18 protein-coding genes and 2 pseudogenes are annotated in these 25,233 nt (G+C 70.5%); 14 read left to right on the top strand and 6 right to left on the bottom strand.

The annotated features are described in order from the left end of the window. The first annotated feature begins 81 nt into the window (after positions 1–81). From KCH48_RS24495 to KCH48_RS24525, 7 genes are all read left to right on the top strand, one after another. The gene (locus tag KCH48_RS24495) at positions 82–1,743 is read left to right on the top strand and encodes a DUF4192 domain-containing protein (protein WP_210576866.1); all 1,662 of its coding nucleotides are present in this window, start codon (positions 82–84) and stop codon (positions 1,741–1,743) included. Between the two features lie 269 nt (positions 1,744–2,012). After that, a complete protein-coding gene (locus tag KCH48_RS24500; protein WP_246885798.1) occupies positions 2,013–4,187 on the top strand; it encodes a glycogen debranching N-terminal domain-containing protein in 2,175 nt (724 codons plus the stop codon). 130 nt (positions 4,188–4,317) lie between these two features. Beyond that, positions 4,318–5,076, top strand: a complete 759-nt coding sequence (locus tag KCH48_RS24505; protein WP_210576867.1) for an NUDIX domain-containing protein — start codon at positions 4,318–4,320, stop codon at positions 5,074–5,076. Between the two features lie 112 nt (positions 5,077–5,188). Beyond that, positions 5,189–7,357, top strand: a complete 2,169-nt coding sequence (locus KCH48_RS24510; protein WP_210576868.1) for an ATP-binding cassette domain-containing protein — start codon at positions 5,189–5,191, stop codon at positions 7,355–7,357. Positions 7,358–7,520: 163 nt separating this feature from the next. After that, positions 7,521–8,408: a FadR/GntR family transcriptional regulator gene (locus KCH48_RS24515; protein ID WP_210576869.1), complete on the top strand. Its 888-nt coding sequence runs from the start codon at positions 7,521–7,523 to the stop codon at positions 8,406–8,408. Positions 8,409–8,833: 425 nt separating this feature from the next. Then, positions 8,834–10,375 carry an RNA polymerase sigma factor gene (locus KCH48_RS24520; RefSeq protein WP_210576870.1) on the top strand — a complete coding sequence of 514 codons (1,542 nt, stop codon included), beginning with the start codon at positions 8,834–8,836 and terminating at the stop codon, positions 10,373–10,375. 130 nt (positions 10,376–10,505) lie between these two features. Beyond that, positions 10,506–11,375 carry a serine protease gene (locus KCH48_RS24525; RefSeq protein WP_210576871.1) on the top strand — a complete coding sequence of 290 codons (870 nt, stop codon included), beginning with the start codon at positions 10,506–10,508 and terminating at the stop codon, positions 11,373–11,375. 104 nt (positions 11,376–11,479) lie between these two features. Here KCH48_RS24525 and KCH48_RS24530 read toward each other — a convergent pair whose 3' ends face one another. Beyond that, a complete protein-coding gene (locus tag KCH48_RS24530; RefSeq protein ID WP_210576872.1) occupies positions 11,480–11,710 on the bottom strand; it encodes a hypothetical protein in 231 nt (76 codons plus the stop codon). A 441-nt stretch (positions 11,711–12,151) separates the two neighbouring features. Between KCH48_RS24530 and KCH48_RS24535 the strand changes: the two genes are divergently transcribed. The 5 genes and pseudogenes from KCH48_RS24535 (at position 12,152) to KCH48_RS24555 (ending at position 17,674) form a co-directional block, all read left to right on the top strand. Further along, complete coding sequence (locus KCH48_RS24535; RefSeq protein WP_210576873.1) at positions 12,152–14,275, top strand: type IIA DNA topoisomerase subunit B; 2,124 nt, start codon at positions 12,152–12,154, stop codon at positions 14,273–14,275. 487 nt (positions 14,276–14,762) lie between these two features. Further along, positions 14,763–15,156: pseudogene (locus KCH48_RS24540) on the top strand (DUF1453 domain-containing protein). 99 nt (positions 15,157–15,255) lie between these two features. Then, a pseudogene (locus tag KCH48_RS24545) lies at positions 15,256–15,462 on the top strand (DNA-binding response regulator); the annotation flags it as partial. A 68-nt stretch (positions 15,463–15,530) separates the two neighbouring features. After that, complete coding sequence (locus KCH48_RS24550; RefSeq protein ID WP_210576874.1) at positions 15,531–16,085, top strand: DUF485 domain-containing protein; 555 nt, start codon at positions 15,531–15,533, stop codon at positions 16,083–16,085. Beyond that, entirely contained in the window at positions 16,082–17,674 is a 1,593-nt protein-coding gene (locus KCH48_RS24555) for a cation acetate symporter (protein WP_210576875.1), read from the top strand. The genes KCH48_RS24550 and KCH48_RS24555 overlap by 4 nt, the downstream gene beginning before the upstream one ends. An 85-nt stretch (positions 17,675–17,759) precedes the next feature. Here the strand turns inward: KCH48_RS24555 and KCH48_RS24560 are convergent, their stop codons facing one another. From KCH48_RS24560 to KCH48_RS24575, 4 genes are all read right to left on the bottom strand, one after another. Continuing rightward, a complete protein-coding gene (locus KCH48_RS24560; protein ID WP_210576876.1) occupies positions 17,760–18,440 on the bottom strand; it encodes a response regulator in 681 nt (226 codons plus the stop codon). Further along, positions 18,437–20,113 (bottom strand): sensor histidine kinase, encoded by a 1,677-nt coding sequence (locus KCH48_RS24565; protein WP_210576877.1) that lies wholly within the window; start codon positions 20,111–20,113, stop codon positions 18,437–18,439. Before KCH48_RS24565 ends, KCH48_RS24560 begins: the two co-directional genes overlap by 4 nt. 127 nt (positions 20,114–20,240) lie before the next feature. Continuing rightward, complete coding sequence (locus KCH48_RS24570) at positions 20,241–21,182, bottom strand: sucrase ferredoxin (protein ID WP_210576878.1); 942 nt, start codon at positions 21,180–21,182, stop codon at positions 20,241–20,243. Positions 21,183–21,235: 53 nt separating this feature from the next. Then, positions 21,236–22,492 carry a citrate synthase gene (locus KCH48_RS24575; RefSeq protein WP_210576879.1) on the bottom strand — a complete coding sequence of 419 codons (1,257 nt, stop codon included), beginning with the start codon at positions 22,490–22,492 and terminating at the stop codon, positions 21,236–21,238. A 110-nt stretch (positions 22,493–22,602) separates the two neighbouring features. Between KCH48_RS24575 and KCH48_RS24580 the strand changes: the two genes are divergently transcribed. Both KCH48_RS24580 and KCH48_RS24585 read left to right on the top strand, forming a co-directional pair. Further along, positions 22,603–23,766 (top strand): citrate synthase/methylcitrate synthase, encoded by a 1,164-nt coding sequence (locus KCH48_RS24580; RefSeq protein WP_210576880.1) that lies wholly within the window; start codon positions 22,603–22,605, stop codon positions 23,764–23,766. 280 nt (positions 23,767–24,046) lie between these two features. Further along, a complete protein-coding gene (locus tag KCH48_RS24585; protein ID WP_210576881.1) occupies positions 24,047–24,286 on the top strand; it encodes a hypothetical protein in 240 nt (79 codons plus the stop codon). 68 nt (positions 24,287–24,354) lie between these two features. Here the strand turns inward: KCH48_RS24585 and KCH48_RS24590 are convergent, their stop codons facing one another. Then, positions 24,355–24,921: a DUF6082 family protein gene (locus KCH48_RS24590; RefSeq protein WP_210576882.1), complete on the bottom strand. Its 567-nt coding sequence runs from the start codon at positions 24,919–24,921 to the stop codon at positions 24,355–24,357. Positions 24,922–25,233: the final 312 nt, after the last annotated feature.

Genomic DNA, 25,233 nt, shown 5'->3' on the forward strand with positions numbered 1-25,233 from the left:
CGACGACCGGATTGGCGTGTCCCTGATCGGACTTATCCACAGGTCGAAGCGGAGTCCTGCAATCCGGGAGATCGTCGGCGCATGACGAATCACAGCGAAGCGACTGGATCACCGGAAAACGAGGACATGGCCCGGCGCGAGGGGCTCGATGCGCACGGGGCGATGGACGAGCCCGGCGGAGGCCACGAGCCCTTCGGCCCCAGCGAGACCCACGGTCCTGAGGAGTACAACGCACCTGAGGCGTACAGCACCCCTGACGCGCACAACCCACCCGACCTGTATGACGGCCATCCCGGCGAGCACCAGGTCACCCTCCGCACCCCGGCCGAACTGGCCGACGCCCTGCCGTATCTGCTCGGCTACCGCCCAGAGGACAGCGTCGTCCTGGTCGCCCTCCACGACAGGGGTGGCCGCGGACGCTTCGGCGGCCGGGCTCGACTCGGCATTCCCGCGAACCCGGACGACTGGCCGTCCGCGGCCCGGCAGTTGGCCCACGGGCTGGTGACGGGCAGCGAGCGCCGGGGTGCCCGCCCGGAACAGTTGGTGGCCTACGTCTGCCAGGAGCCGGGGAGCGCGGAATCCGGCCGCCAGGTCATGGAGCGACTGCAGCCGCTGGCTCAGCGGCTGCGCGTCGAGTGCGGTCTGCTGGACGTGCCGGTGATCGAGGCACTGTGCATCTCGGACGGCCGCTTCTGGTCGTACTGCTGCGTGAACAGGCAATGCTGCCCGCCTGAAGGCACGCCCATGGGCCTGCCCGGCACCTCCGTGCTGGCCGCCGCTGCCACGTATGCGGGCCTCCAGGTGCGCGGCTCTCTGCGCGAACTGCGAGCCAGGCTGCTGCCCTGGGAAACGGCGGCTGCCCTGGAGCAGGAGGTTGCTCTGGACACCGCCGGAAGGAGCCTCGTCCCCCGGATCCTCGACGACGAAAGCAGGGCGTGCGTGGCCCAGGAGACGCTCGATCTTGCCCGGCAGGTCATCAGCCGTCTGGCCACAGCCCCGTCCGTGTCCGGCACGGTCATGGCCGACCTGCGCGACGACGGACTGCTCGGACACGACGAAGCCGCGACGCTGATTCTCGGCCTGCAGGACCGTACGACGCGTGATCGAGCGGCCGAGTGGATGGAGGGCGACGAAGCCGGTCCGGCGCTGCGCCTGTGGCGAGCCCTGGCCCGCCGCTGCGTCGGCCCGTACAGCGAACATGCCGCGGCGCCGCTCACGCTTGCCGGGTGGGTCGCCTGGTCGACGGGGGACGATCTGGAGGCCAGGGAAGCCCTCGCGATGGCGCTCGGCGCGGACCCCGGTTACCTCTTCGCCCGTCTGCTGCATCAGGCCTGCAACGAGGGGCTGGACCCGGAGTCGATCCGCCGCTGCCTGCGTGCGGAACGCGATGGTCGTGAGCCGATGCGATCCGAAAGCGCGGAGGCCACGCAGGAGCCGGCGCTGAGCGAGGCCGCCGAGTCGGACCCATGCGCCGCGCCCACATCGGCGTCAGCCTCACGCCGCCGACGCCGTGCACGGCCCGCGAGTGCGAGCGACGACTCACCTCGTTCCGCGAAGCCCAAGGCTCGAGAGCCGAGGCCGAAGCCCTCCCGGCCGCGCACGACGGCTGCGGGCGTCGCGCGCCCGACGGCTGCTCGTGCGGGCGGCACGCGCACGCGTGCCTCAGCCAAGGGAGCGGCCCATGGCACCGGCAATCCGGGAGACCTGCACGCCAAGGATGGCAGCCAAGAGGAAGACACGTGAGCGGGAGCACGAATGGCTGCACTCGGACGGACGGCAGCAGCGGAGTGAGGACGGTTCGACAACCGGAGCAGTCGGCGGTGGGTGGCCCAGTCCGCCAACACTCGATCCAGTCGCCCTGCCGGGGGCGTTACCCCGAACAGCCCCATGCCGTTCACCTGAGTGGCGGAACGCCTCGACGGGCATGGCCGCCGCACCACCCATGTCACTCCGGACGCATCCAGCACGGCGTCGACACGCCCAAGGCGCCCAGAGCGCAGAAGGAGCCGTACATGCATCAGCCGACTCCGCCCGCCACCGTCGTCGACGACGAGCGCCGCACACACGGCGGGTCCGCTCCGGGCGCTGGTCCACCGTCGTGCGCGGACAGGGCCGGCACCCGCAGGTCCGGGTTCCCGAGCGGTTCTCACGGCTGGGCACCGTCCCGGCCCCAGGCTCAGGCACGCGGACCGGCGCCGATCCCGTCTCGCTTCGCCCCACCGTCGACCCCGGTTCGGCCCTTGGACCTGCCGCCCACCCACACCGCTCTGGTCTGCGTCGCGCTCCCCGGTTTCGCCATCTCCACGGAACAGGGACAGCTGACCGGTCGAGGGCTGGAGGGGTTCTACCGCGCGGGTCGGCGTGTGCTCTCCCGCTGCCAGGTTCGGGTGGCCGGCCGCGAGCCACTCGCGGTGCAGGCCAGGATGACCGCGGCCGACACCGCCCGGTTCGTGGGCACCCTGCGCACCTCCGCACACACCGGTCCGGACCCGGACGTCGTCGTCGAGCGCATCCGCGGCGCGGACGGTACAGAGCGGATCACCTTGCACAGCGCGGCACTCCGTCCCCTGCGCCTGTCCGTGGAGGTGGCGCTCGGCACGGATCTGGCCGACCTGGCCATGATCGCGAGCGGCACCTCGGGGCACGAACTGCCGGCCAGTGTCCACGACTCCGGTCTGCGCTGGTCCTGCGCCACCGGGAAGTCCTCGGTCACGGCCGACCCAGCACCGCACGATGCGCTGGCCTCCGCGGGGCTGCTGCGCTGGGAGCTCGAACTGCCCCCGGGAGGCAGCACGAGCGTGGAGCTGCGGGTACGGCCCGACGGAGCGGGGCCCCTCCGGGCCGTGGGCCGTGCGGCGACGAGCCCCCTGTCACCCGCCCGGGCGGCGGGAGACAACCCCGGAGTCCAGACACTCCTGCGCACGAGCATCGAGGACCTCCAGTCCCTGCTGCTGCGGGACCCCGCCCACCCGGTGGACACGCACCTGGCCGCAGGCGTGCCGTGGCGCTGTGGCCTCGCTCCGGCGGACGCACTGGCCGCCGCCCGGATGACGCTGCCCCTCGGCACCCGGCTGGCCGCGGGCACACTGCGCACCCTCGCCCGCACCCAACTCGACGGCCCGGGAACCCGGTTCGGCATGATTCCGGGCCCACGACGGGACGCGGGCCCTCATCTGCCGCCAGCCTGTACGGGCACGGAGGCCACGCTCCTCTTTCCCGTGCTCCTGGCCGAGGCCCGCCGTTGGGGCCTGTCCGAACGCGAGACACAGGAACTGCTCCCGGCGGCCGACCGCTGTCTGACCTGGCTACGCACCACGGTGGGCGACGGCACGTATCTACGCGACCCGTACCCGGGCGGGCCCTTCCGCTGCGAGACACAGGCGCACGCACACCGTGCCGCACTGCTCGGCGCCGATCTGCTCGACGACTCCGGCAGACCGGGTGGGGCGGAGCTGAGGCAGTGGGCCGAGGCCTTGCGGACGGCGTTCCGGGCGGATTTCTGGGTCGACGACCTGGGCGGCGGCCGGCCGGCAGCCGCCCGTACCCCGGACGGCCGGCTCGTGCCGCACCTGGGCGCGTCCGCCGTCCACCTCCTCGACACCGGTCTGAGCGGCGGAGGTCGGCAGGCAGCCGGCCTGCTCGACAAGGTGCAGACCGAACAGCTCGCCCGGCTGCTCGGGGGCCCGGCCATGGACTCGGGCTGGGGTCTGCGCGGGCTGGGAACGAAGGAGCCGGGGTACAACTCGTTCGGCCACCGCACCGGGGCTGTGCGCGTCCAGGAGACGGCCGTCGCTGTGGCCGGGCTGACCGCGGCCGGGTACGAGAAGGAAGCGGGAGCCCTGTTGCGGGGCGTACTGTCCGCGGCCGAGACCTTCGGCCACCGGCTGCCCGAGATGTACGCGGGGGAGCAGCGCACCGACGGGAGCGCCCCCCTCCCACACCCCGCAGCCTGCCGCCCGGCTGCCACGGCCGCGGCTGCCGGTGTGCTGCTGCTGACCACCCTCGCCGGCATCCGCCCCGACGCACCCGCCGGGACGGTCACGCTGCGCCCCATGGCCAGCGCACCCCTGGGAGAGGTCGTCCTGACCGGACTGCGTGTGGCGGACGCCCCCTTCTCCGTACGGGTCAGCAGACTCGGCCTCGCCATGGTCGAGGAAGCGGCCGATCAGCTGCAATTGGGAGGGTGACCTCGTATGCCGCGGCACCGCTGACTGCCGGGGGAGCAGGGTGAAACCCATACCGAGCCAAAGTGGATCAGCAATCGATGCGGCCGACGAAGGGAGTGTTTATCGTCAGGCAGACGACTATGATCGCCGCATGCCCTACGACCCGTCAGCCTTTCCGCCCTTCGCCGTCACCGTGGACCTGGTCGTGCTGACCGTGCGCCGCCATGCCCTGTGCGCGCTGGCGGTACGCAGGGGCGAACCGCCGTTCCAGGGACGCTGGGCGCTCCCTGGAGGCTTCGTACGGGCCGACGAGGACCTGGCGCAGGCGGCAGCCCGCGAGCTGGCCGAGGAGACCGGGCTGCGCGCCCATGATCCGGCTGTCCCCGTCCAGGACAACGGCGCCCACCTCGAGCAGCTCGCGACGTACGGCGACCCCAAGCGGGATCCCCGGATGCGGGTGGTCAGCGTCGCGCACCTGGCGCTCGCCCCCGACCTGCCGGCCCCCCGAGCGGGCGGCGACGCCAGCAATGCGCGCTGGGCGCCGGTCGAGGAACTGCTGCAGCAGACTGGCTACGGCCGCGACGGGGAACCCGTGGCGCCGCTCGCCTTCGACCACGCACAGATCCTGTCGGACGGGGTCGAGCGCGCCCGATCCAAGATCGAGTACTCGTCCCTGGCGACGGCGTTCTGCCCCACCGAGTTCACCGTCGGTGAGCTGCGCCGTGTCTACGAGGCGGTGTGGGGCGTCGCGCTCGACCCGCGCAACTTCCACCGCAAGGTGACGGGTACGCCGGGCTTCCTCGTCCCCACCGGCGGCACCACAACCCGGCAGGGCGGTCGCCCGGCCCAGCTCTTCCGGGCCGGCGGCGCCACGCTGCTCAACCCCCCGATGCTGCGCCCCGAGGTGTGACGCCGGACACCGGGAGTGAAGGGCGAACGGAAGTCCGATCCGGCCGACCACCGCCGGTGAGCAAGCTGTGACATACCCGAAAAACTGGACATAGCGCGCTATCTTGCTGCGGGTGATCGAGGTCTTCGGATTGACCAGCAACCCCCGCAAGGAGCTTCCACCCGCCGTCGACGACGTCACCTTCGAGGCGCGCGCGGGCCACGTCACCGCGCTGCTCGGCGCGCCGGGGGCAGGCAAGACGACGGCGCTCAGACTGATGCTCGAACTTCAACAGGGCCGCGGAATCACCTACTTCAGGGGCCGCCCCCTGCACCGCATCGCCCATCCCTCGCGTGAGGTCGGCGTACTCCTCGGCGACGTGCCCGGACACCCCGCCCGGACCGTACGAGGGCACCTTCGCATGCTGTGTGCCGCCGCGGGTCTGCCCGTGCGCCGCGCCGACGAGGTCCTTGAGGTGGTCGGCCTGGTCAGCCTGCGTGACGAGCGTCTGGGCACCCTCTCACGCGGCATGGACCGCCGCCTCGGCCTCGCCTGTGCCCTGCTCTGCGACCCGCACACGCTCGTGCTCGACGACCCCGCCGACGGCCTCACCGCCCGCGAGATCCGTTGGCTGCACGCCATACTGCGCGCGCACGCCTCCCAGGGGGGCACGGTCCTGTACACCACTGCCGACCCCAAGGAAGCCGCGCGCACCGCCGACCGCGTCGTCACGCTGGAGCAGGGCAGGCTCGTCGCAGACCAGGAGGCCGCCGAGTTCGCCCGCACCCGGCTCCGCCCCCGGGTCGCCGTCCGCAGCCCGCACGCCGCACGCCTCGCCGCCCTGCTCACCAAGGAGGCCCGCACCGGGCAGCGCTCCGTCGAGGTCGTGCGCGAGGGAGGCAACCGGCTCTCCGTGTACGGCAGTACCTGCGCCGACGTCGGCGAGACCGCGTTCCGCCACGGCATCCTCGTACATCAACTCGCCGACGAGATCGGAGACATGGGGGCCGGCGCGGCGGCCGTACCCGCGCAGGAACCGCAAACCCCCCGCCAACCGTCCCCGGTCACAGCCGATCGTGCACCGGACGTGCCGCGGCAGACCGAGAACTCTCCGGCACCGCCTGAGCCGTCCGTGGACGCCGGGGATGCATCGCCGGCGCCGCTCGACACCGGGGACGCCCCGGGAGCGCCGCTCGACGCCTCGCAGACCTCCGCTGACGCACACCGGCCTCCCTTCGACGCGTCGAAGAGCGCAGTGGGCGCTCCCCGGGCGCCTCTCGACGCGTCGCGGAACGCAGAAGACGCACCCCGGGCAGCTGTCGACGCATCGCAGACCGCCGCCGAGCCTGTCGACGCGTCACCCCCCTCGGCCGACGAGCCGCAGATCTCCACCGAAACGACCCCGGGAGGGCAGGTCTCCGACGATGCGCGCGTCGCGGCCAGCCGCACGCGAACGCGCTCCCGCAGTCCCGGCGAAGTCCGCACCCTCGACGCCCCGCCCGCGCTGCCACCCCCCATCTCCGTCCGCCCCTCGCCCAGTCCCCTCCGCCCGCTCCGCTACGAGCTGCGCCGCGCCGCGGGAATCAGCACGGGGTTCATCACCGGGGCCGTCGTACTCGCTGTGTCTGTCCTCACCGCCGTCATCCTGGCCCGCATCGGGCACACTCCGCAGCCGCGGCTGCTGGCCGCGTGGCCGCAGGAGCTGCCGCTGCCGCCCGTGGCGCTCGGCGCCGGCCTGCTAGGCGCGCTCTCCTTCGGCGACGAGTTCCGCCACCCCGCCCTGGCGGCGGACCGCGGCACCGTGCCCCGCCGACTGGGGCTGCTCGCCGCCAAACTCCTCGTCACCGCGGCCACCGCGCTGCTGCTGGCCTTCCTCACGGTCGGCTGCAACGCCGAAGCGCTCTATCTCGTATACGGACGGGAGCTCGCACAAGTTCCCGCCGACTGGCTGTCGCTGAGCGCGAGTTGGCTCGGTCTCGTGGTCGGCTGCGCCTGGGCCGGAGTGCTGGCCGCCGGTGTCTTCCGGTCCACCACGGCCGGCCTCGCCGCCGTGGTCTCCGTACCGATTCTCGTCGTACCTCTCGTACACAGGGCCCTGGAGGGGCCGGCTGTGCGAACGGCGGCTGGGTTTCCCATGCGGCTGCGCGAGGTGCTTCTCATGCAGTGGCCCTTCGGCGGAGAGCGATATCTGGCCGCGGCGGTCCGGGTGGTCGGTCAACCCGTGGGCGGCGCATTGGCGTTGTCACTGTCCGTTCTGCTCTGCGCATATCTGCTCACGACCCTGCGCAGCAGGGTCCGATGACGACCGTCCGAGCCCTTCCGATCCCGCCCTGCGCACAACTCCCCCGAGGAAAGCCCATTTCTTTCCGATAAGGCGTCAATTGCGACGGGGTGAGCGATCACCCTTTCGTGTGCTTTTCACCAAAGACCTCAAGGGAGTTGGAGACGGCGCCGACAAAGGTTCCGTGAGTACCCTTGCGCACACCATGATGACCGCCGCCCGCTCCGCAGACTCTGGTCTCGCCGGCCCGGGCGAACTCGACCGCTATCCCTACGCCGAGGCGCCCCCCGCCGACCGTGTCGGGGCCCCCGCCTGGGACGGCGCCGATCCGGAGCTGGGCCGGGTGGGCCGGCGTGCCGCCGGCAGCCGCGGACGCGGGCTGCACGGCCAACTCGTCCAGCAGCTGGGCCAGATGATCGTCTCCGGCGATCTGGGCGCCGACCGTCCGCTGGTGCCCGAGGAGATCGGCCAGCGCTTCGAGGTCTCCCGCACCGTCGTCCGTGAGTCGCTCCGCGTCCTGGAGGCCAAAGGCCTGGTCAGCGCCCGCCCGAACGTCGGCACGCGCGTGCGTCCCGTCAGCGACTGGAACCTTCTCGACCCGGACATCATCGAATGGCGCGCCTTCGGGCCGCAGCGCGACGACCAGCGACGCGAGCTGAGCGAACTGCGCTGGACGATCGAGCCTCTGGCCGCGCGCCTCGCCGCCGGGCACGGGCGCGAGGACATCCAGCAGCGGCTCGTGGACATGGTCGAGATCATGGGCCACGCCATGGGGCAAGGCGACGCGCTCACCTTCTCCCGCGCGGACGCCGAGTTCCACTCCCTGCTGATTCAGGTCGCGGGCAACCGCATGCTGGAGCACCTCTCCGGGATCGTGTCGGCCGCCCTCCAGGTTTCCGGCGGCCCCGTCACGGGGTGTGACAGGCCGAACGAGACGTCGCTGGCGCATCACGGCAGGATCGCCGACGCCCTCGCCGCCGGCGACGGCCCGGCCGCCGAGGCCGCGATGCGCCAATTGCTCACCGTCCATCCTGAGGTGGAGCGTGTGGTGCCCGCGCCGCGCGAGCACTGACGCGCACCACGGGCGGCGCGGACCGGGATTGCCTCCCCCTCCTGTGGCAATGCCGGTCGGCGGACCGCCCCCTGTCGGACCCCGCAGGACCCCTCGGGTTCCTGCGGGGTCCGACGGCGCGATCGAGCGGAAAGGCACACGGCATGGGTCCGTCACAGGCACGAGTGACCCCCTTTGCTCGTATCTGACTGCTTTGAGTGCTTACGGGGTGTGACTCGGGCCACGCAGATTGGGCGTAACGCTCGTGGGAACAGTGCGATGACCTAAGAGGTGACAGCCGCGGAGGGAATACGGACGCCGTTCAAGGCGCTGTGCATCTTCCCGGCCCCCGCCCGCACCGTCGGCTCATCCCCCAGTCGGCGGTCGGCTCCTGTCCGCCGTGGACGGGGCCGGAAGCCGTTTTCCAACGTTCCGAGAGGTTGTTCGTGTCGGCCAGCACATCCCGTACGCTCCCGCCGGAGATCGCCGAGTCCGTCTCTGTCATGGCGCTCATTGAGCGGGGAAAGGCTGAGGGGCAGATCGCCGGCGATGACGTGCGTCGGGCCTTCGAAGCTGACCAGATTCCGGCCACTCAGTGGAAGAACGTACTGCGCAGCCTCAACCAGATCCTCGAGGAAGAGGGTGTGACGCTGATGGTCAGTGCCGCGGAGCCCAAGCGCACCCGTAAGAGCGTCGCAGCGAAGAGTCCGGCCAAGCGCACCGCCACCAAGACGGTCGCGGCGAAGACGGTGACCGCCAAGAAGGCCACCGCCACCGCCACGCCGACGGCACCCGTCGTCGACCCGCCCGTCGAGGACGAGGCGTCCGCGACGAAGGCCGCTGCCAAGAAGACGACCGCCAAGAAGGCGGCCACGAAGAAGACCGTTACCAAGAAGACGGCGGCCAAGAAGACCACGGCCGCCGCCAAGAAGGACGACGCCGAGCTGGGCGAAGAGGAAGTCCTCGAGGAAACAGCAGCCAAGCCGGGCGAGGAGCCCGAGGGCGGCGAGAGTGCCGGGTTCGTGCTGTCCGACGAGGACGAGGACGACGCGCCCGCGCAGCAGGTCGCCGCGGCCGGTGCCACGGCCGACCCCGTCAAGGACTACCTCAAGCAGATCGGCAAGGTCCCGCTGCTCAACGCCGAGCAGGAGGTCGAGCTCGCCAAGCGCATCGAGGCCGGTCTGTTCGCCGAGGACAAGCTGGCCAACGCCGACAAGCTCGCCCCCAAGCTCAAGCGCGAGCTGGAGATCATCGCCGAGGACGGCCGCCGAGCCAAGAACCACCTCCTGGAGGCCAACCTCCGCCTGGTGGTCTCCCTGGCCAAGCGCTACACCGGCCGCGGCATGCTCTTCCTGGACCTCATCCAGGAGGGCAACCTCGGTCTGATCCGCGCGGTCGAGAAGTTCGACTACACCAAGGGCTACAAGTTCTCCACGTACGCCACCTGGTGGATCCGCCAGGCGATCACCCGCGCGATGGCCGACCAGGCCCGCACCATCCGTATCCCGGTGCACATGGTCGAGGTCATCAACAAGCTCGCGCGCGTGCAGCGCCAGATGCTCCAGGACCTGGGCCGCGAGCCCACCCCGGAGGAGCTGGCCAAGGAACTCGACATGACCCCGGAGAAGGTCATCGAGGTCCAGAAGTACGGTCGCGAGCCCATCTCCCTGCACACCCCGCTGGGCGAGGACGGCGACAGCGAGTTCGGTGACCTCATCGAGGACTCCGAGGCCGTCGTGCCGGCCGACGCGGTCAGCTTCACACTCCTCCAGGAGCAGCTGCACTCCGTCCTCGACACCCTGTCCGAGCGCGAGGCGGGCGTCGTCTCCATGCGTTTCGGTCTCACCGACGGTCAGCCGAAGACCCTCGACGAGATCGGCAAGGTGTACGGCGTCACGCGCGAGCGCATCCGCCAGATCGAGTCCAAGACCATGTCGAAGCTGCGCCACCCGTCCCGTTCGCAGGTGCTGCGCGACTACCTCGACTAGGTCGCGGTCGTACGACGCCGAAGGCCCGGCTCCCTCCAGGGGGGCCGGGCCTTCGCGCTGAGCGGGTGCGGGGGTCGGAGTTGTGAATCACCCTGGGTTTTCCATGACCACCCCAGAGTGAGGAACGTGTATGCGTTTTCCTTTTTCCCGGGGGCTGACCCGGCCGCTGGTTCTCGCGGTCGCCGCCACCGCCGTAACGGTCGTGTCCGCCGTCCCGGTGTCCGCGGACAACGTCGTCGTCGGTGGTTTCCCGGTCGAGATATCCGAGAGCCCGTGGACCGTGGCGCTGTCCAGCCGTGACCGGTTCGGGGGTACGCGCGCGGGGCAGTTCTGTGACGGCGTGGTGGTAGGCCCCACCACCGTGCTCACCGCGGCTCACTGTCTGGGCGAGGACGTCCTGAGCGCGCCCCCGGACAAGGTGCGCGACCTCAAGGTCATCACAGGGCGTACGGACCTGCTCTCCGACCAGGGACGGGAGATCGCCGTACGCGACACCTGGGTGAACCCTGACTACGACAGCGTCAGCAACGCCGGCGATTTCGCGGTGGTCACCCTTGCGCAAGCCCTCCCGAAGAGCTCGGTCGTCCGGATGGCGGCCGCCGGCGATCAGGCGTACGAACCGGGCACGGCCGCCACTGTCTACGGCTGGGGTGATGTCACCGGCTCCGGCGACTACGCACGCAGTCTACGGGGGGCACGCGTGCATGTACTGCGTGATGCCCTCTGCGAGCAGGCGTATCCGGGCAGCGCCGAAGGCACCTATGGCGCCGACACCATGGTGTGTGCCGGGGAAGAGAAGGGTGGCCACGATGCCTGTCAGGGGGACAGTGGAGGGCCGCTCGTCGCACAGGGGAAGCTGATCGGGCTCGTGTCCTGGGGGAGCGGCTGTGGGCGTGCTGAGAGCCCTGGCGTCTATACGCGGGTGTCCGAGGTCATGCGCACGCTGGGCTGGGGCGGCAGCCCGGGGGCGAGGCGTACGGGGGCGCCTGGCCGGGGCTGAGGAGGGTCTGTGGGTACGAGTACGGGCGGCGCCCCTGGTTTTTCTCAGGGGAGCCGCCCGCGGGCCGGCCTGTGCCGGTGCTGGCTCGTCGTGGACGCGAGGTGTCAGCGGTCTTCTTCGGAGGCGGCTGCTGGAGCGGCGGTCAGTCGCTCCGTCTCGTCCTGTATCTCAGCGGCGATCTTCTTGAGTTCCGGCTCGAACTTGCGACCGTGGTGGGCGCAGAAGAGCAGTTCTCCGCCGCTCAGCAGGACGACGCGCAGGTATGCCTGGGCGCCGCAGCGGTCGCAGCGATCGGCGGCCGTCAGCGGGCTCGCGGGGGTCAGAACAGTAGTCACGTCGCCTCTTCTCTAGCTCGACGAGCTGTCGTACCAGGGTCAACATCCAACCAGCCCGAAAACGTTCCCGCTCGTGGCTTTCCCTTGAAAAAAATCTTCGCGGGCGGCCGGCTGCTGCCGGTTGGCGGCGAATGTGCCGTATTGCGTGTCTATGTGTCTTACGGTTTCGCACTGTCGGTCAATGTCGGTCCTCCCGGCTGGGTTGCCGGTTGTTCATGAGGACGTGCCCGGAGCCTAAATGGTTCATGCCTGGAAGGGAACGTGATGTGTGCTTCACTCCATCGAGGGATCGAACACCTTTGCGACCCTGGGCTAGTGTGAGTTCATGACGAGGGTGGCGTTACAACGGCTCTACCAGGCCTCGGTACCCTCTGAGCGGCAACCGAAGCCGCGCCCTTACCCAGAAGGGCCCCACCTGAAATTCAGCGAGGAGCGAACCGCGTGACCGCCGAGACGTCCGTGCCGTCCACAGCGCTGCTGGCAGGAGCAGACCGGGACGGTTCCAACTACACCGCGCGTCACCTGCTCGTCCTCGAGGGGCTCGAGGCCGTGCGGAAGCGCCCGGGTATGTACATCGGGTCGACCGACAGCCGTGGCTTGATGCACTGCCTGTGGGAGATCATCGACAACTCCGTGGACGAGGCCCTCGGGGGCTACTGCGACCACATCGACGTGATCCTCCACGACGACGGATCCGTCGAGGTCCGGGACAACGGCCGAGGCATTCCGGTCGACGTCGAGCCCAAGACCGGCCTCTCCGGTATCGAGGTCGTCATGACCAAGCTGCACGCCGGCGGCAAGTTCGGCGGCGGCTCGTACGCCGCCTCCGGCGGTCTGCACGGCGTCGGCGCCTCCGTGGTGAACGCCCTGTCCGCCCGGCTCGACGTCGAGGTGGACCGCAGTGGCCACACGCACGCCATCAGTTTCCGGCGCGGTGTCCCCGGAGCCTTCGACGGCGACGGCGCCGACGCCAAGTTCGAGGCCAAGAGCGGCCTGCGCAAGGCCAAGAAGATCCCCAAGACCCGCACCGGCACCCGCGTGCGGTACTGGGCCGACCGCCAGATCTTCCTCAAGGACGCCAAGCTCTCTCTGGAGAACCTGCACCAGCGGGCACGCCAGACGGCTTTCCTGGTGCCCGGCCTGACCATCGTCGTGCGCGACGAGCTCGGCCTCGGTGAAGACGGCAGCAAGGGCGAGGAGTCCTTCCGCTTCGACGGGGGCATCAGCGAGTTCTGCGAGTACCTCGCCACCGACAAGCCGGTCTGCGACGTCCTCCGCTTCTCAGGGCAGGGTTCCTTCAAGGAGACGGTCCCGGTCCTGGACGACCACGGCCAGATGACGCCCACGGAGGTCACCCGCGAGCTCGGCGTCGACGTGGCGATGCGTTGGGGCACCGGTTATGACACGACCCTGAAGTCGTTCGTCAACATCATCGCCACGCCCAAGGGCGGCACCCACGTCGCGGGCTACGAGCAGGCGGTCGCCAAGACGCTGAACGAGGTGCTGCGCGCCAAGAAGCTGCTGCGCGTCGCCGAGGACGACATCGTCAAGGACGACGCCCTGGAGGGCCTCACCGCGGTCGTCACCGTGCGTCTGGCCGAGCCCCAGTTCGAGGGGCAGACCAAGGAGGTCCTCGGCACCTCGGCGGCCCGCCGCATCGTGAACACCGTGATCACCAAGGAGCTCAAGGCGTTCCTCACCTCCACCAAGAGGGACGACGCGGCCCAGGCACGCGTGGTCATGGAGAAGGCCGTCTCCGCGGCCCGTACCCGGATCGCCGCCCGCCAGCACAAGGACGCGCAGCGCCGGAAGACGGCTCTGGAGTCCTCGTCGCTGCCCGCCAAACTCGCCGACTGCCGCAGTGACGACGTCGACCGCAGCGAGCTGTTCATCGTCGAGGGAGACTCCGCGCTCGGCACCGCCAAGCTCGCCCGGAACTCCGAGTTCCAGGCGCTGCTGCCGATCCGCGGCAAGATCCTCAACGTGCAGAAGTCGTCCGTGACCGACATGCTCAAGAACGCCGAATGCGGGGCGATCATCCAGGTCATAGGAGCGGGGTCGGGCCGGACCTTCGACATCGACGCGGCCCGCTACGGCAAGATCATCATGATGACCGACGCCGATGTGGACGGCTCCCACATCCGGACGCTGCTGCTGACCCTGTTCCACCGCTACATGCGGCCCATGGTCGAGGCCGGCCGGGTCTTCGCGGCCGTCCCTCCACTGCACCGTGTCGAGCTCATCCAGCCCAAGAAGGGCCAGGACAAGTACGTCTACACGTACTCGGACCGGGAACTGCGCGACAAGCTCATGGAGTTCGAGAGCAAGGGCGTCCGGTACAAGGACTCCATCCAGCGGTACAAGGGCCTCGGCGAGATGGACGCCGACCAGCTGGCCGAGACCACCATGGACCCGCGTCACCGCACACTGCGCCGGATCAACCTCGGCGATCTGGAGTCCGCTGAGCAGGTCTTCGATCTGCTGATGGGCAACGACGTCGCACCGCGCAAGGAGTTCATCTCCAACTCGGCGGCGACGCTGGACCGGTCCCGCATCGACGCGTAGCCGCTGCGCTCGGCCTGGCCGGAAACGGTGGCGGTCGGGTGCCGGAAACGGTGGCGGTCGGGTGCCGGAAACGGTGCCGGTGGCCGGCCGTCGGGTGAGGGTCGCGGCACTGCCGGGTGGAGGCGGGTGCCGTGGCTGTCGGCACGGGCGTTGTGCGTGCCGCTCACCGGCCGCGCTGCCGTGCGGGATGCCCGGCCGCCGACCGACTGTCGGGCAGAGGTGCGATGCGAGCAGTTCTGTCGGCCGGCTGTCAGGCAAGGTATCGCCCTGCCTACAGTCCTGTCGGACTGCTGCCGAGCAAGGCGTGCCTCGCCCGCAGCACCGGCGACCGGCGACGGAGTCCGTCGTGTCCACCCGTGGGTGGAGACGGCAGCGGTGCCGGATCCACCCATGATCCACCCTGGCTCCGATCTCCTGACCAGCGAATTTCCGTAGTGTCGAAGGCGTCGGCAGCGCTCGCTGTCGGCACCGTCCTTCCTCGCTCGCGTTGTTGATCACGGCCGTGGCCGCTCTGGTGATCGTGCGCCAGTTCCGCGCAAGCCGGATCGGCAGGGAGAGCGCTGGTGGCTCGCCCCCGCGGTCCTGACCGTCGTCGCGTTGCGCGAGCCCGTCCTCATCGACGCCCATCACCGCACCGAGTCAGTGTTCTTGCTCGGCGCCGAACTCCTCATCGGCGTCGCCACGGGAGCCGCGTGGGCGTGGACCACCCGCATATGGGCGGAGCCCAGGACACGTCCGCCCTGCTCCTCGCTCTGGCGCTCACGTTGCTCGTCCGTGGAGGGATCCTCACCTGGCGTGCTCGATCCCCGCGTCCGACTCCCGAGCAGAGCCCGGCGTACGGTGACACCGTGTCCCGGCCCGCGTGGAAGGAACATGTGTGAGGGAGAACACCTGGACGGTCTGGCCCTCCCGGGAAGCGCTCAGCCGCAAGGAACACGCCAGGCCCCGTCGGCTGTTCGCCTCGGCCGTCCGGCTGGTCGTCGCCGAGCATCCAACGACGGTTGCTGGAGCGGCTGTCGGACCCTGAATCCCCGACGGCGCCGGCGGTGCCGCCCGACGGGCTCACCGCGCGGGAGACCGAGGTGCTGGAGCTGATCGCCGAAGGGCTCAGCAACTCTGAGAAGGACCGTGCTCAGGCGGTGCGTTACGCGTTCGCGAAAGGGCTGGCGCGGCCGCCGACGGGGTGAGTCACCTGATGGGGTGAGAGCGCGGGGAAGAAGAGTCAGGGATCTTCCCGTTCTGTCCATCCTTGGGCATGCACTCAAGCAACGGTCGCTCCGGCGTAGGCGGGGGTGGACCCGAGAGTACGGCCGGGCAGAGCGGCGGCTATTGCCCACCTCCCGCCGAGAAGCCCGGAAGCGTGCGGTACGACGATCCCTGGTACGACGCGCTCGCCTCGGGCTGGGGGGAGTCGGGCGAGGCCGGAGGACCGGTTCCGGTCGTTCCGCCCGCGCGTGAGGAGCATGAGCAAAGGGCTGCGGCCGATGTGTACCTCGAGGTGCAACGCAGCGCGGCCTTCCGGGAAGTGCGCAGTCGCTACCGGCGGTTCGTGGTGCCGGCGGTGGCGGGATTCCTCGCCTGGTACGTGGGATACGTGGTGACGGCCACGACCGCTCCAGGGCTGATGGGCCGACCCGTGGTGGGTGCCGTGAATGTGGCGATGCTCGCGGGGCTGGGGCAGTTCCTCACCACGTTTCTGCTGACCTGGGCCTATGTCCGGCATGCTCGGCTGCGCAGGGACCGGGCCGCGCTCGAACTGCGGTGGGACACCCAGGAACTGACGCGTGAGGCACGGGGCGGTGCTTCGTGACGGACAACCATCAGACGCTGGCGCTGCTCCTGTTCAGCGCCTTCGTGGCCGTCACCCTGGGCATCACTACCTGGGTCAGCCGCAACCGGCAGGGTTCGGTGGAGGAGTTCTACGCGGGCGGGCGGCTGTTCACTCCGGTGGAGAATGGTTTTGCCATCGCGGGCGACTACCTGTCGGCGGCCTCCTTCCTCGGCATTTCCGGGCTTATCGCCCTCTACGGCTACGACGGGATGCTGTACTCGGTGGGCTTCCTCGTGGCCTGGCTCGTCGTGCTGTTCCTGGTCGCGGAACTGGTGCGCAATTGCGGGAGGTTCACGCTCGCCGATGTGGTCGCGGCGCGGATGCGTGAGCGGCCGGTGCGGATCGCGGCGGGAACCTCCTCGGTCACCGTGTCCGTTCTGTATCTGGTGGCGCAGATGGTCGGTGCGGGCAGCCTGGTCGCGCTGCTGCTGGGGAGTAAGAGTGAGGCGGCACAGGCCTGGACGGTCGTCGGTGTCGGCGCGCTGATGGTGATTTATGTATCGCTGGGAGGGATGCGGGCCACCACATGGATTCAGATCGTCAAGGCGGTTCTGCTGCTCAGCGGCACAGTGGCGCTGACCGTGCTCGTGCTGGTGCGCTTCCGCGGTGACTTCGACCAACTGCTGCTGACGGCGGCGGAGCGCAGCGGTCATGGCGAATCGTTCCTGGCGCCCGGGTTGAAGTACGGCGGCGACTGGACCGCCCGCTTCGACTTCATCAGCCTCGGACTCGCCCTGGTGCTGGGCACGGCCGGGCTGCCGCACATCCTGTCCCGCTTCTACACCGTGCCGACCGCACGGGCCGCACGGCGTTCGGTGGTCTGGGCGATCGGGCTCATCGGCGGCTTCTACCTGATGACCATCGTGCTGGGCTTCGGCGCGGCAGCGATCGTCGGCCCGGATGCCGTACAGGGGTCGAACGCGGCCGGAAACACGGCGGTTCCCCTGCTCGCGCTCGATCTCGGAGGCGGCGCAGATTCCACCGGCGGAACGGTTCTGTTCGCGGTCGTGGCCGCTGTCGCCTTCGCCACGATCCTCGCGGTGGTCGCCGGCATCACGCTTGCGTCCTCGGCGTCCGTGGCCCATGACCTCTACGCGTCCCTACGACGCCGGCACGCCAAGCCGCGCAGCGAGGTGGCCGTCGCCCGCGCGGCCGCGGTCGGCATCGGCGTGGTCGCCATCGCCCTCGGCCTACTCGCACGCGACCTCAACGTCGCCTTCCTGGTGGGGCTGGCCTTCGCCGTCGCCGCCTCGGCCAACTTGCCCGTGCTGCTCTACTCGCTGTTCTGGCGCGGCTTCACCACACGCGGCGCGGTGTGGGCCGTATACGGCGGGCTGATCCCAGCCGTGGCCCTCGTGGTGCTGTCGCCGGTGGTGTCGGGCAGCCCCGAATCGCTGTTCCCCGGCGTGGACTTCCAGTACTTCCCGCTGCAGAACCCCGGCCTGGTCTCCATCCCGCTGGGCTTCGTCGCTGGCTGGCTCGGCACGGTCACTTCGGCGGAGGAACCCGACGACGCCAAACACGCGGAGACCGAAGTGCGGTCGCTGACCGGGGCGGGGGCGGTGTAGGCGGGGCGGCCGAGAAGAGGGCGCCCGGCATCCGTATAAGGAGGGGGCACGGTCCCTTCCCCCCGCCCCCACCCGGGCCGTGTCCTCAGGCGCGGGTCGCCCACACGTAACGGTGTTCCGGGCGGCCCGCGTCGCCGTACTTGAGGGTGAGACGGGCCCGTCCGGTGCGTTCCAGGAGTTTCAGATAGCGCTGGGCGGTCTGGCGGCTCACCCCGGTCCGCTCGGCGATCTCCTGGGCCGACAGCGGCCCGTCGGCGCTCATCAGGCACTGACGGACCAGCTCCACGGTGGTGGGGGAGTGCCCCTTGGGCAGGTCGGGCTCCGACGGTGCCGAGAGCGCGCCGAAGATACGGTCCACCTCGGCCTGCTCCGCCTCGCCGCCGCCGTCGAGGGTGCGGCGCAGCTCCGCGTACGCCTCCAGCTTGGCCCGCAGCCCCGCGAAGGCGAACGGTTTGACCAGGTACTGCAGCGCGCCTTGCCGCATCGCCGCCTGTACGGTCGTGATGTCCCGGGCCGCCGTCACCATGATCACGTCGGTCTGGTGGCCCCGGCGGCGCATCTCCTGGACGACCGCGAGTCCCGTCTCGTCGGGCAGATAGTGGTCCATGAGGACGAGGTCAAGGCGCGGCAGCGACTCCACCTGGCGCAGCGCCTCCTCCGCGCTGTGCGCCTCGCCGGCCACATGGAAGCCCGGCACCTTCTCGACGTAGGCGGCGTTCACCCGGGCGACCCGGATGTCGTCGTCCACCACCAGGACCTCGATCATCGCGACTCCTCTGTGGCGGCGCTCGCAGGTGCCGACGGGACCGTGAGGGCCGGTTCCAGGTCCGGCTCGGTCAGTGCCTCGGGCAGGACTACGGTGAACTCCGCGCCCCCGCCGTGCGCCTCGCCCACAACCGCGCTGCCCCCCTGCCGCTCGGCCAGCCTGCGCACCAAGGAGAGCCCGATGCCGCGCTTGCCGTGCGCCGGCGGCTGCTTGGTGGACCACCCCTCGGTGAAGACCAACTCCCGCTGCTCCTCAGGGATCCCGGGCCCCGTGTCGCGCACCCTGAGGACGACGGTCCGCCCCTCGGCGCGCAATTCGACCTCCACGCGCGCGTGCATCGTGCCCGCGACGGCGTCGAGAGCGTTGTCGACGAGGTTGCCGACGACCGTGACCAGCCCGCGCGGGTCGACCAGCCGGTCCGGCAGCCGTGTCCGGTCCGAGACGCGCAGGGCGACTCCGCGCTCCGCGGCGACGGTCGCCTTGCCGACCAGCAGAGCGGCGAGCAGGGGGTCCTCGATCTTCTCCGTGACCTGCTCCGCCGTCGCCCGGTGGTCGCCGACCACCTCTCCCACGAAGTCCACGGCGTCGTCGTACATCTCCAGCTCGAGCAGGCCCAGGAGCGTGTGCATGCGGTTGGCGTGCTCGTGGTCCTGGGCGCGCAGGGCGTCGATCAGGCCGTGCGTCGAGTCGAGTTCCCGGCCCAGCTGCTCCAGCTCGGTGCGGTCGCGCAGGGTGGCGACGGCGCCGCCGTCGTCGGTGGGCATCCGGTTGGCGATCAGGACACGCTGGCCGCGCACCGTGAGCAGATCGGTGCCCGTCACCCGCCCGGACAGGACATCGGCGGTACGTCCCTCGCCGAGCGCCTCGTCGGGGGAGCGGCCCACGGCCTCGTCGCCGATGCTCAGCAGGCGCTGTGCCTCGTCGTTGAGCAGGCGGACCCGGCCCGCGCGGTCCAGGGCGACGACACCCTCCCGGATGCCGTGGAGCATCGCCTCACGCTCCGCGAGCAGTCCGGAGATGTCGGAGAAGGCCAGATCCCGGGTCTGCCGATGGACCCGCCGGGAGATGAGCCAGGCGGCCAGCGCGCCGACGGCCAGGGCTCCGCCCGCGTAGGCCAGCAGCTCTGGGATCGCGTGGATCAGCAGGGCCCGGACACTGTCGTACGCGATGCCCACCGAGACCGCCCCGACGATCTCCCCGTCGCTGTCCCGCAGCGGCACCTTGCCGCGCGCGGAGCGGCCGAGCGTGCCCTCGTCGATCTCCATGACCTCCTGGCCGGCGAGCGCCTCGCTGGGGTCGGTGGAGACGTGCTTGCCGATCTGCGCGGGCTCGGTGTGCGACCAGCGCACTCCGCGCGTGTCCATGATCACGATGTACTCGGCCTTGGTGGCCTTGCGGATCTTCTCCGCCTCCCGCTGAACCGGCCCGCCGGCCGTCGGCGGAGTGTGCTCGACCTGCTCCGCGAGCTGCGGCTGGGCCGCCGCGGTCTGTGCGATCGAGAGCGCTCGGCGCATCGCCTGGTCATCCAGCTGGTCGCTGAGCGGCGCGAGGAACAGCCCGGTCGCGAGTACCGCGACGCCCGCGGCGATCGCCACCTGCATCAGCAGCACCTGCGAGAACACCCGGCGCGGCAGACCGAGCCGCAGACGGCGTGCGGGGGGAGTGGGGCTCATACCCAAGACGTTACGCGGACGTGCCGGAGCAGCCGTAGGGGTGTGGCATGGATCTCTTGATCAACGCATGGACAGGCGCTGCCTGCGGACACGCCGTGCTGCGGCATCCCTGACGTCGGTCGTGCGGTCAGCTCGCGAGTGCGGCCGGTGTCAGCTCGCGCACCGCCACCACGTCCATCCGCGCGGGTGAGCCGAGCACGGACGCGCCGCAGCTCTCCTGGCGGGGCGGCAGCGACGCACCCTGGGCGACGACCACGCGCCAGTGGCGTCCGTCCGCGTGCGCGACGGTCACCTCCCAGCGCGGTGCCGCGCCGTCCGTCCGTACGACCGTCAGCGCGTCCGCGGTGTGTTCGCGGGCCGCCGTGCGGACCGCGAGCTCGGCCGCCTGAGCGGGCCGTTCCCAGGCCGAACTGCCCCGGCACCCCTCCAGGACGATCCGTTCCTCCTGCACGGCGTGCAGGATCTCCTTCACGGCGGGCGCCTCGACCCTGCCGTAGGCGTAGCCGTACGGCAGGACGAGCAGCGTCGGCGAGAAGCGGTGACCGCCCAGATGGGTGACTTCCCAGGCCCCCTCGACCCCGGAGGCGGCGAGTGCGGCCGCCAGGGGACGGCCGAGGAGCGCGCAGCAGCGGTCCCGCTTGCCGTTGGTGCACACGAGCGCGAGCGGATCACCGGCGTGGGGCCGGGCGCCGAGCGCCGTGCCGGCGCTGCGGTGGTCGCCTCTGCCGAGTGCGGCGAAGTCGAGGTCGAGCAGGCGCCACGGGTCGCGGACGGTGGCCCCGTGCAGCCACACGTTGCCGGGCACGGTGTGGGCCACGTACACCTGACGTGCGGTGGGGGTGCCGAGGTCGGCGTGGCGTCCTGGGCGCCGGATGAGTGCGATGCGTACGCCCGTGCCCTCGGCGGCGGTCTCCAGGGCACGGCCCAGCGTGGGATCCAGATGGCTCGAAGTGAGCGCCTTGACACCCCAGGGACCCGGCTGCTCCAGCAGCAGCCAGGTCGTCGCGGTCGCCGCGGTTCCCGAAATGGGCTCGTCGAGGTCTCGGGAGACGCTTGCACACGTACTCACAGAGGTGAGCCTAACCTGACTTGATCCAGGGTGACTTCCGGCCCTGTCGAGTCCTACCCCGGCAGCGGTCTGGGCGGCCTCGGGCCCTCGTAGAGCCCGCTCGGGCGCATGCGCAGCGGGCGCTCGCCGTACTCCTCCAGGGCGTGGGCGATCCAGCCCGCCGTACGGGCCACGGCGAAGATCGTCTCGCCGGCCGTGGCAGGCATGCCGCTGGATGCGGTGAGCACGGCGAGTGCCAGGTCGACGTTGGCGTGCAGCGGGGTGTGCCGGGCGGTGGTGGCCACGATGTCGCGGGCCGCGGCTAGGGCGGGTGCGGCCCGGGGGATGTCCTCCAGAAGGGCGAACAGGGCACGCGCGCGTGGGTCCTCGCCGGCGTAGAGCCGGTGGCCGAGTCCCGGGATACGGCGCCCGGAGCGCAGTTCGTCCGCGATCACGGGCCCGGCGTCGCCCTGGTCGAGGACGTCCAGCAGCAGCCGGTGGACGAGTCCGCTCGCGGCGCCGTGCAAGGGGCCCTCGATGACGCCGAGGCCCGCGGAGACGGCCGCGTAGGCGTGTGCGCGGGCCGACGCGGCGACGCGTACCGCGAGTGTCGAGGCGGCCAGGTCGTGGTCGACGAGCAGTCCGAGCGCGGTGTCCAGGACGCGCAGCGAGGCCTCGTCGGCCTGCCGTCCGCTGAGCCGCGCCCACAGCCGGTGGGCCAGCGGGCCCTCGCCGCCGTGGCCGGGACGCATCGGCGGCAGTGCGTCGACGAGCGTGGGGATGAGAATGCGGGCCGTGCCGAGCACAGCCTCCTCGGACAGGTCGAAGCGCAGCGGATCCGCCGTCGCGGCGGCGATGGCGGCGACCCGCAACCGGTCGGTCGGGTCGGTGTGTTCGGGCAGCGCGGCGACGGCGCGGCGGGCGACGGCGACGGATGCCTCTGGGGCGGTGAAGACGGTGCCGGGGCGCAGCTGTCCGGTCCACAGCCACTCGGCGACCTCTTCGTAGGTGTGGCGCGCGGCCAGCTCGGTCGCGTCGACGCCCCGGTAGTAGTACCGGTCCGTGTCGATGAGCGTGATGCGGGTGCGCACGGACAGCTCGCCGCCCGAGGTCGGACTCCCGCCGCCGGCCCGCCTGTTGCGCCGTGCCAGCGCCTCGACCTCCTTCGCGTCGAAGGTGCTGCTCCGGCCGCCCGGCGCTCGGCGGCTGCTGAGCTGACCGCGGCTCACGTAGGCGTACACGGTCTCGGCCTTCACACCCAGAAGCTCGGCGGCCTCCTTGGTGCTCAGCCGCCGTTCCGGGCGACTGGGGGCGGGTTCTTGATCGGGCATGGAGGTCACCGTATCCGTCTTGCAGAATCATTGATCTCATATTGATTCAATCAATATTGACAGAGATTGAGTCAAGAGTGGACAGTCAAATCAAGTTCAGGGAGGAAATCATGTCCGTCAACAGGTCCGCAACCACCCTCGTCGACGTACCGCGAGGGCTCGCCGGTGTCGTCGTGACCGACACCGAGATCGGCGACGTGCGAGGACTCGAGGGCTTCTACCACTACCGCCAGTACTCGGCCGTCGAGCTCGCGCAGACCCGCGGGTTCGAGGACGTCTGGCATCTTCTGGTCGTCGGCGAACTGCCGGACGCCGAGCGCGGTGCCGCGTTCGCGGCCGAGACCGCCGCCCTGCGCCGACTGCCCGACGAGGTGCGCGTGGCACTGCCCGTCATCGCGGCGGCGAGCGCCCGGTCCGGCCCGCTCGCCGGTATGCGTACGGCACTGTCGTTGCTGGGTGCGGCCAAGGGCTTCCGGGCGGTGTACGACATCGACGCGGACCGGCGCCGCCGGGACACCCTCGTCGCGGCCGCCGCCGTGCCGACGCTGCTGACCGCACTGCACCGGCTGGGGAAGGGCCTCGAGCCGGTGGAGCCGCGCGCGGACCTCTCGTACGCGGCGAACTACCTGTACATGTTGACGGGCTCGGAGCCGGACCCGCTGCGGGCCCGGGCGGTCGAGCAATACTTGATCTCAACCATTGATCACGGCTTCAATGCATCAACCTTTACGGCGCGCGTCATCACCTCCACCGGAGCGGACGTGGCCGCGTGCCTCGTGGGAGCCGTGGGCGCGCTGTCCGGCCCGCTGCACGGCGGGGCTCCCAGCCGGGCACTCGACACCCTGGACGCCATCGGCACGCCCGAACGCATCGACGCCTGGATCCGCGAGCGCGTCCTGGCCGGCGACCGCATCATGGGCTTCGGTCACCCCGTCTACCGCACGGAGGACCCCCGCTCCCGGATGCTCCGCGAGATCGCCCAGCGCTTCGGCGGCCCGCGTGTCGACTTCGCTGTCGAGGTCGAGCGGCGGGTCGAGGCGATCCTCGCCGAGCTGAAGCCGGGCCGCGAACTCCACACCAACGTCGAGTTCTACGCGGGCGTGGTCATGGAACTCTGCGGTCTGCCGCGCGAGATGTTCACCCCGACCTTCGCGGCGGCGCGGGCGGTGGGCTGGAGCGCCAACATCCTGGAGCAGGCGGAGGACTCGAAGATCATCCGCCCGGTGGCGCGGTATGTGGGGCCGGGGGCGCCGGTTGACGTGCCGGCGGCCTGACATTGGATATATGTTCCTTTGCGGGGAAGTGCAGGCTTCGCCTTCGTGCGTCACTCTTGGGGATGTTCAGGCGGTGTGCGATTCCATTCACCCCGGTGAGTGATAACGAAGTCGCAAAGAGGTGCGTCTACCCGAAGGCCTCAGGGGTTGGATAACTCGGGTGCTTGCCGTCTGGCGATCGCGGTTCGGACGCACCGCTGGTCAAGGCTCGACGTATCCTGCCGTCGCCGCCGCAGCAGCGTTGGCAGACGCTTGTGCCTTGAGACAGAGGAAATTGACAGTGAGTCAGATCATTCGCCGCCTCGGCGTATCTCCACGCCTTCGCGGCAGCACGAACGGCGCGACGTGCCCCGACATCTTTGAATTGGCCGACGGCAATTTTGCCATTATCGGCACGGATGTCACCGACTCACTGGACTCGCGGTTGCCCGCCGACGCGGCTCGCGCCGACTATGAGCGCATCGTCGTGATCACCCGCGAGACCCTCGTCAAGGCGAAGGCCGATATCCCGGACGCCTGAGTCGTCATCGGTATCGCCGAAGGCGTCTGCCCGGTACGAGATCGCTTCGTGCCAGGTGGGCGCCTTCGTCATTGCTCGCCCGGCGGATCTCCCACCACCCACCACTCCTCGGGGTCGGCCTCCTCCAGTTCGTGGAGCAGTTCGTCGACGATCAGGCCCAGACCGGCCTCTTCGGTGTCGGCCAGGCTGGCGCGCTGCTGCTCGCCGGCGTGCCAGTACTCCCTCATGACCGGGTTCTGGAGCATCCCCCGAACATGCTGGAAGAACTCGTCCTTGCTCAGGTTGCCGATGCGGTAGGAGGTGAGCAGGTTGGTGTACATGGCGTTGGCGAAGAGGTACTGGCGCCGCTGCTTCGGGGTGAGGTTTCCCTCGTAGTGGTCGAGCACCTCGGCGAGTTCGGGGTCGTCGATGGCTTTGCTCAGCAGCTCCCAGTGCTGACGCTGTTGCCAGGCCACCAGGTTGGCGCGGGCGTTCTGTGCGGTTCTGGCTTCGTCCTCAAGACGCTCCACGCGTGCGCACAGCGCATCGAGACGGCCTCGTTCGGCCGCCTTGCAGGCGAGGACACCCGCGACGACGCCGAGCCCGGCCGCGGCGGCCGAGCCGAGTCCGCGTACCCCGTACTTCCGTGTGGCCATGTCAACCCCCGAATCAGGCGGCCGTCCGCCGGTCGTCGGGTGCGGGTCGACTGAGGGGGACCGGCGAGCGATGGGCGGCGCTTGCCGCCTCCAGGGTGCCGAGCGGCTCTGATCGGCGGGGAGGCGGAGAGGAGGCGCACAGAGGAATGCGAGGGTCGCACGCTCCGGCGCCTTGCCCAACGTCTGCCCCGCGCGGGCTGCTAACAATCGTTCACTTCGCGGGGATTCTCTCCGCTCGTATCCTGGGGCGGCATTCACAGTTTCGGACGCACGCCGGGCCGCGAGCCGGGGTGCGCGTTGGCGCGAGAGAGG

The organism is Streptomyces sp. GESEQ-4, assembly GCF_017948455.1.
Lineage (GTDB): Bacteria > Actinomycetota > Actinomycetes > Streptomycetales > Streptomycetaceae > Streptomyces.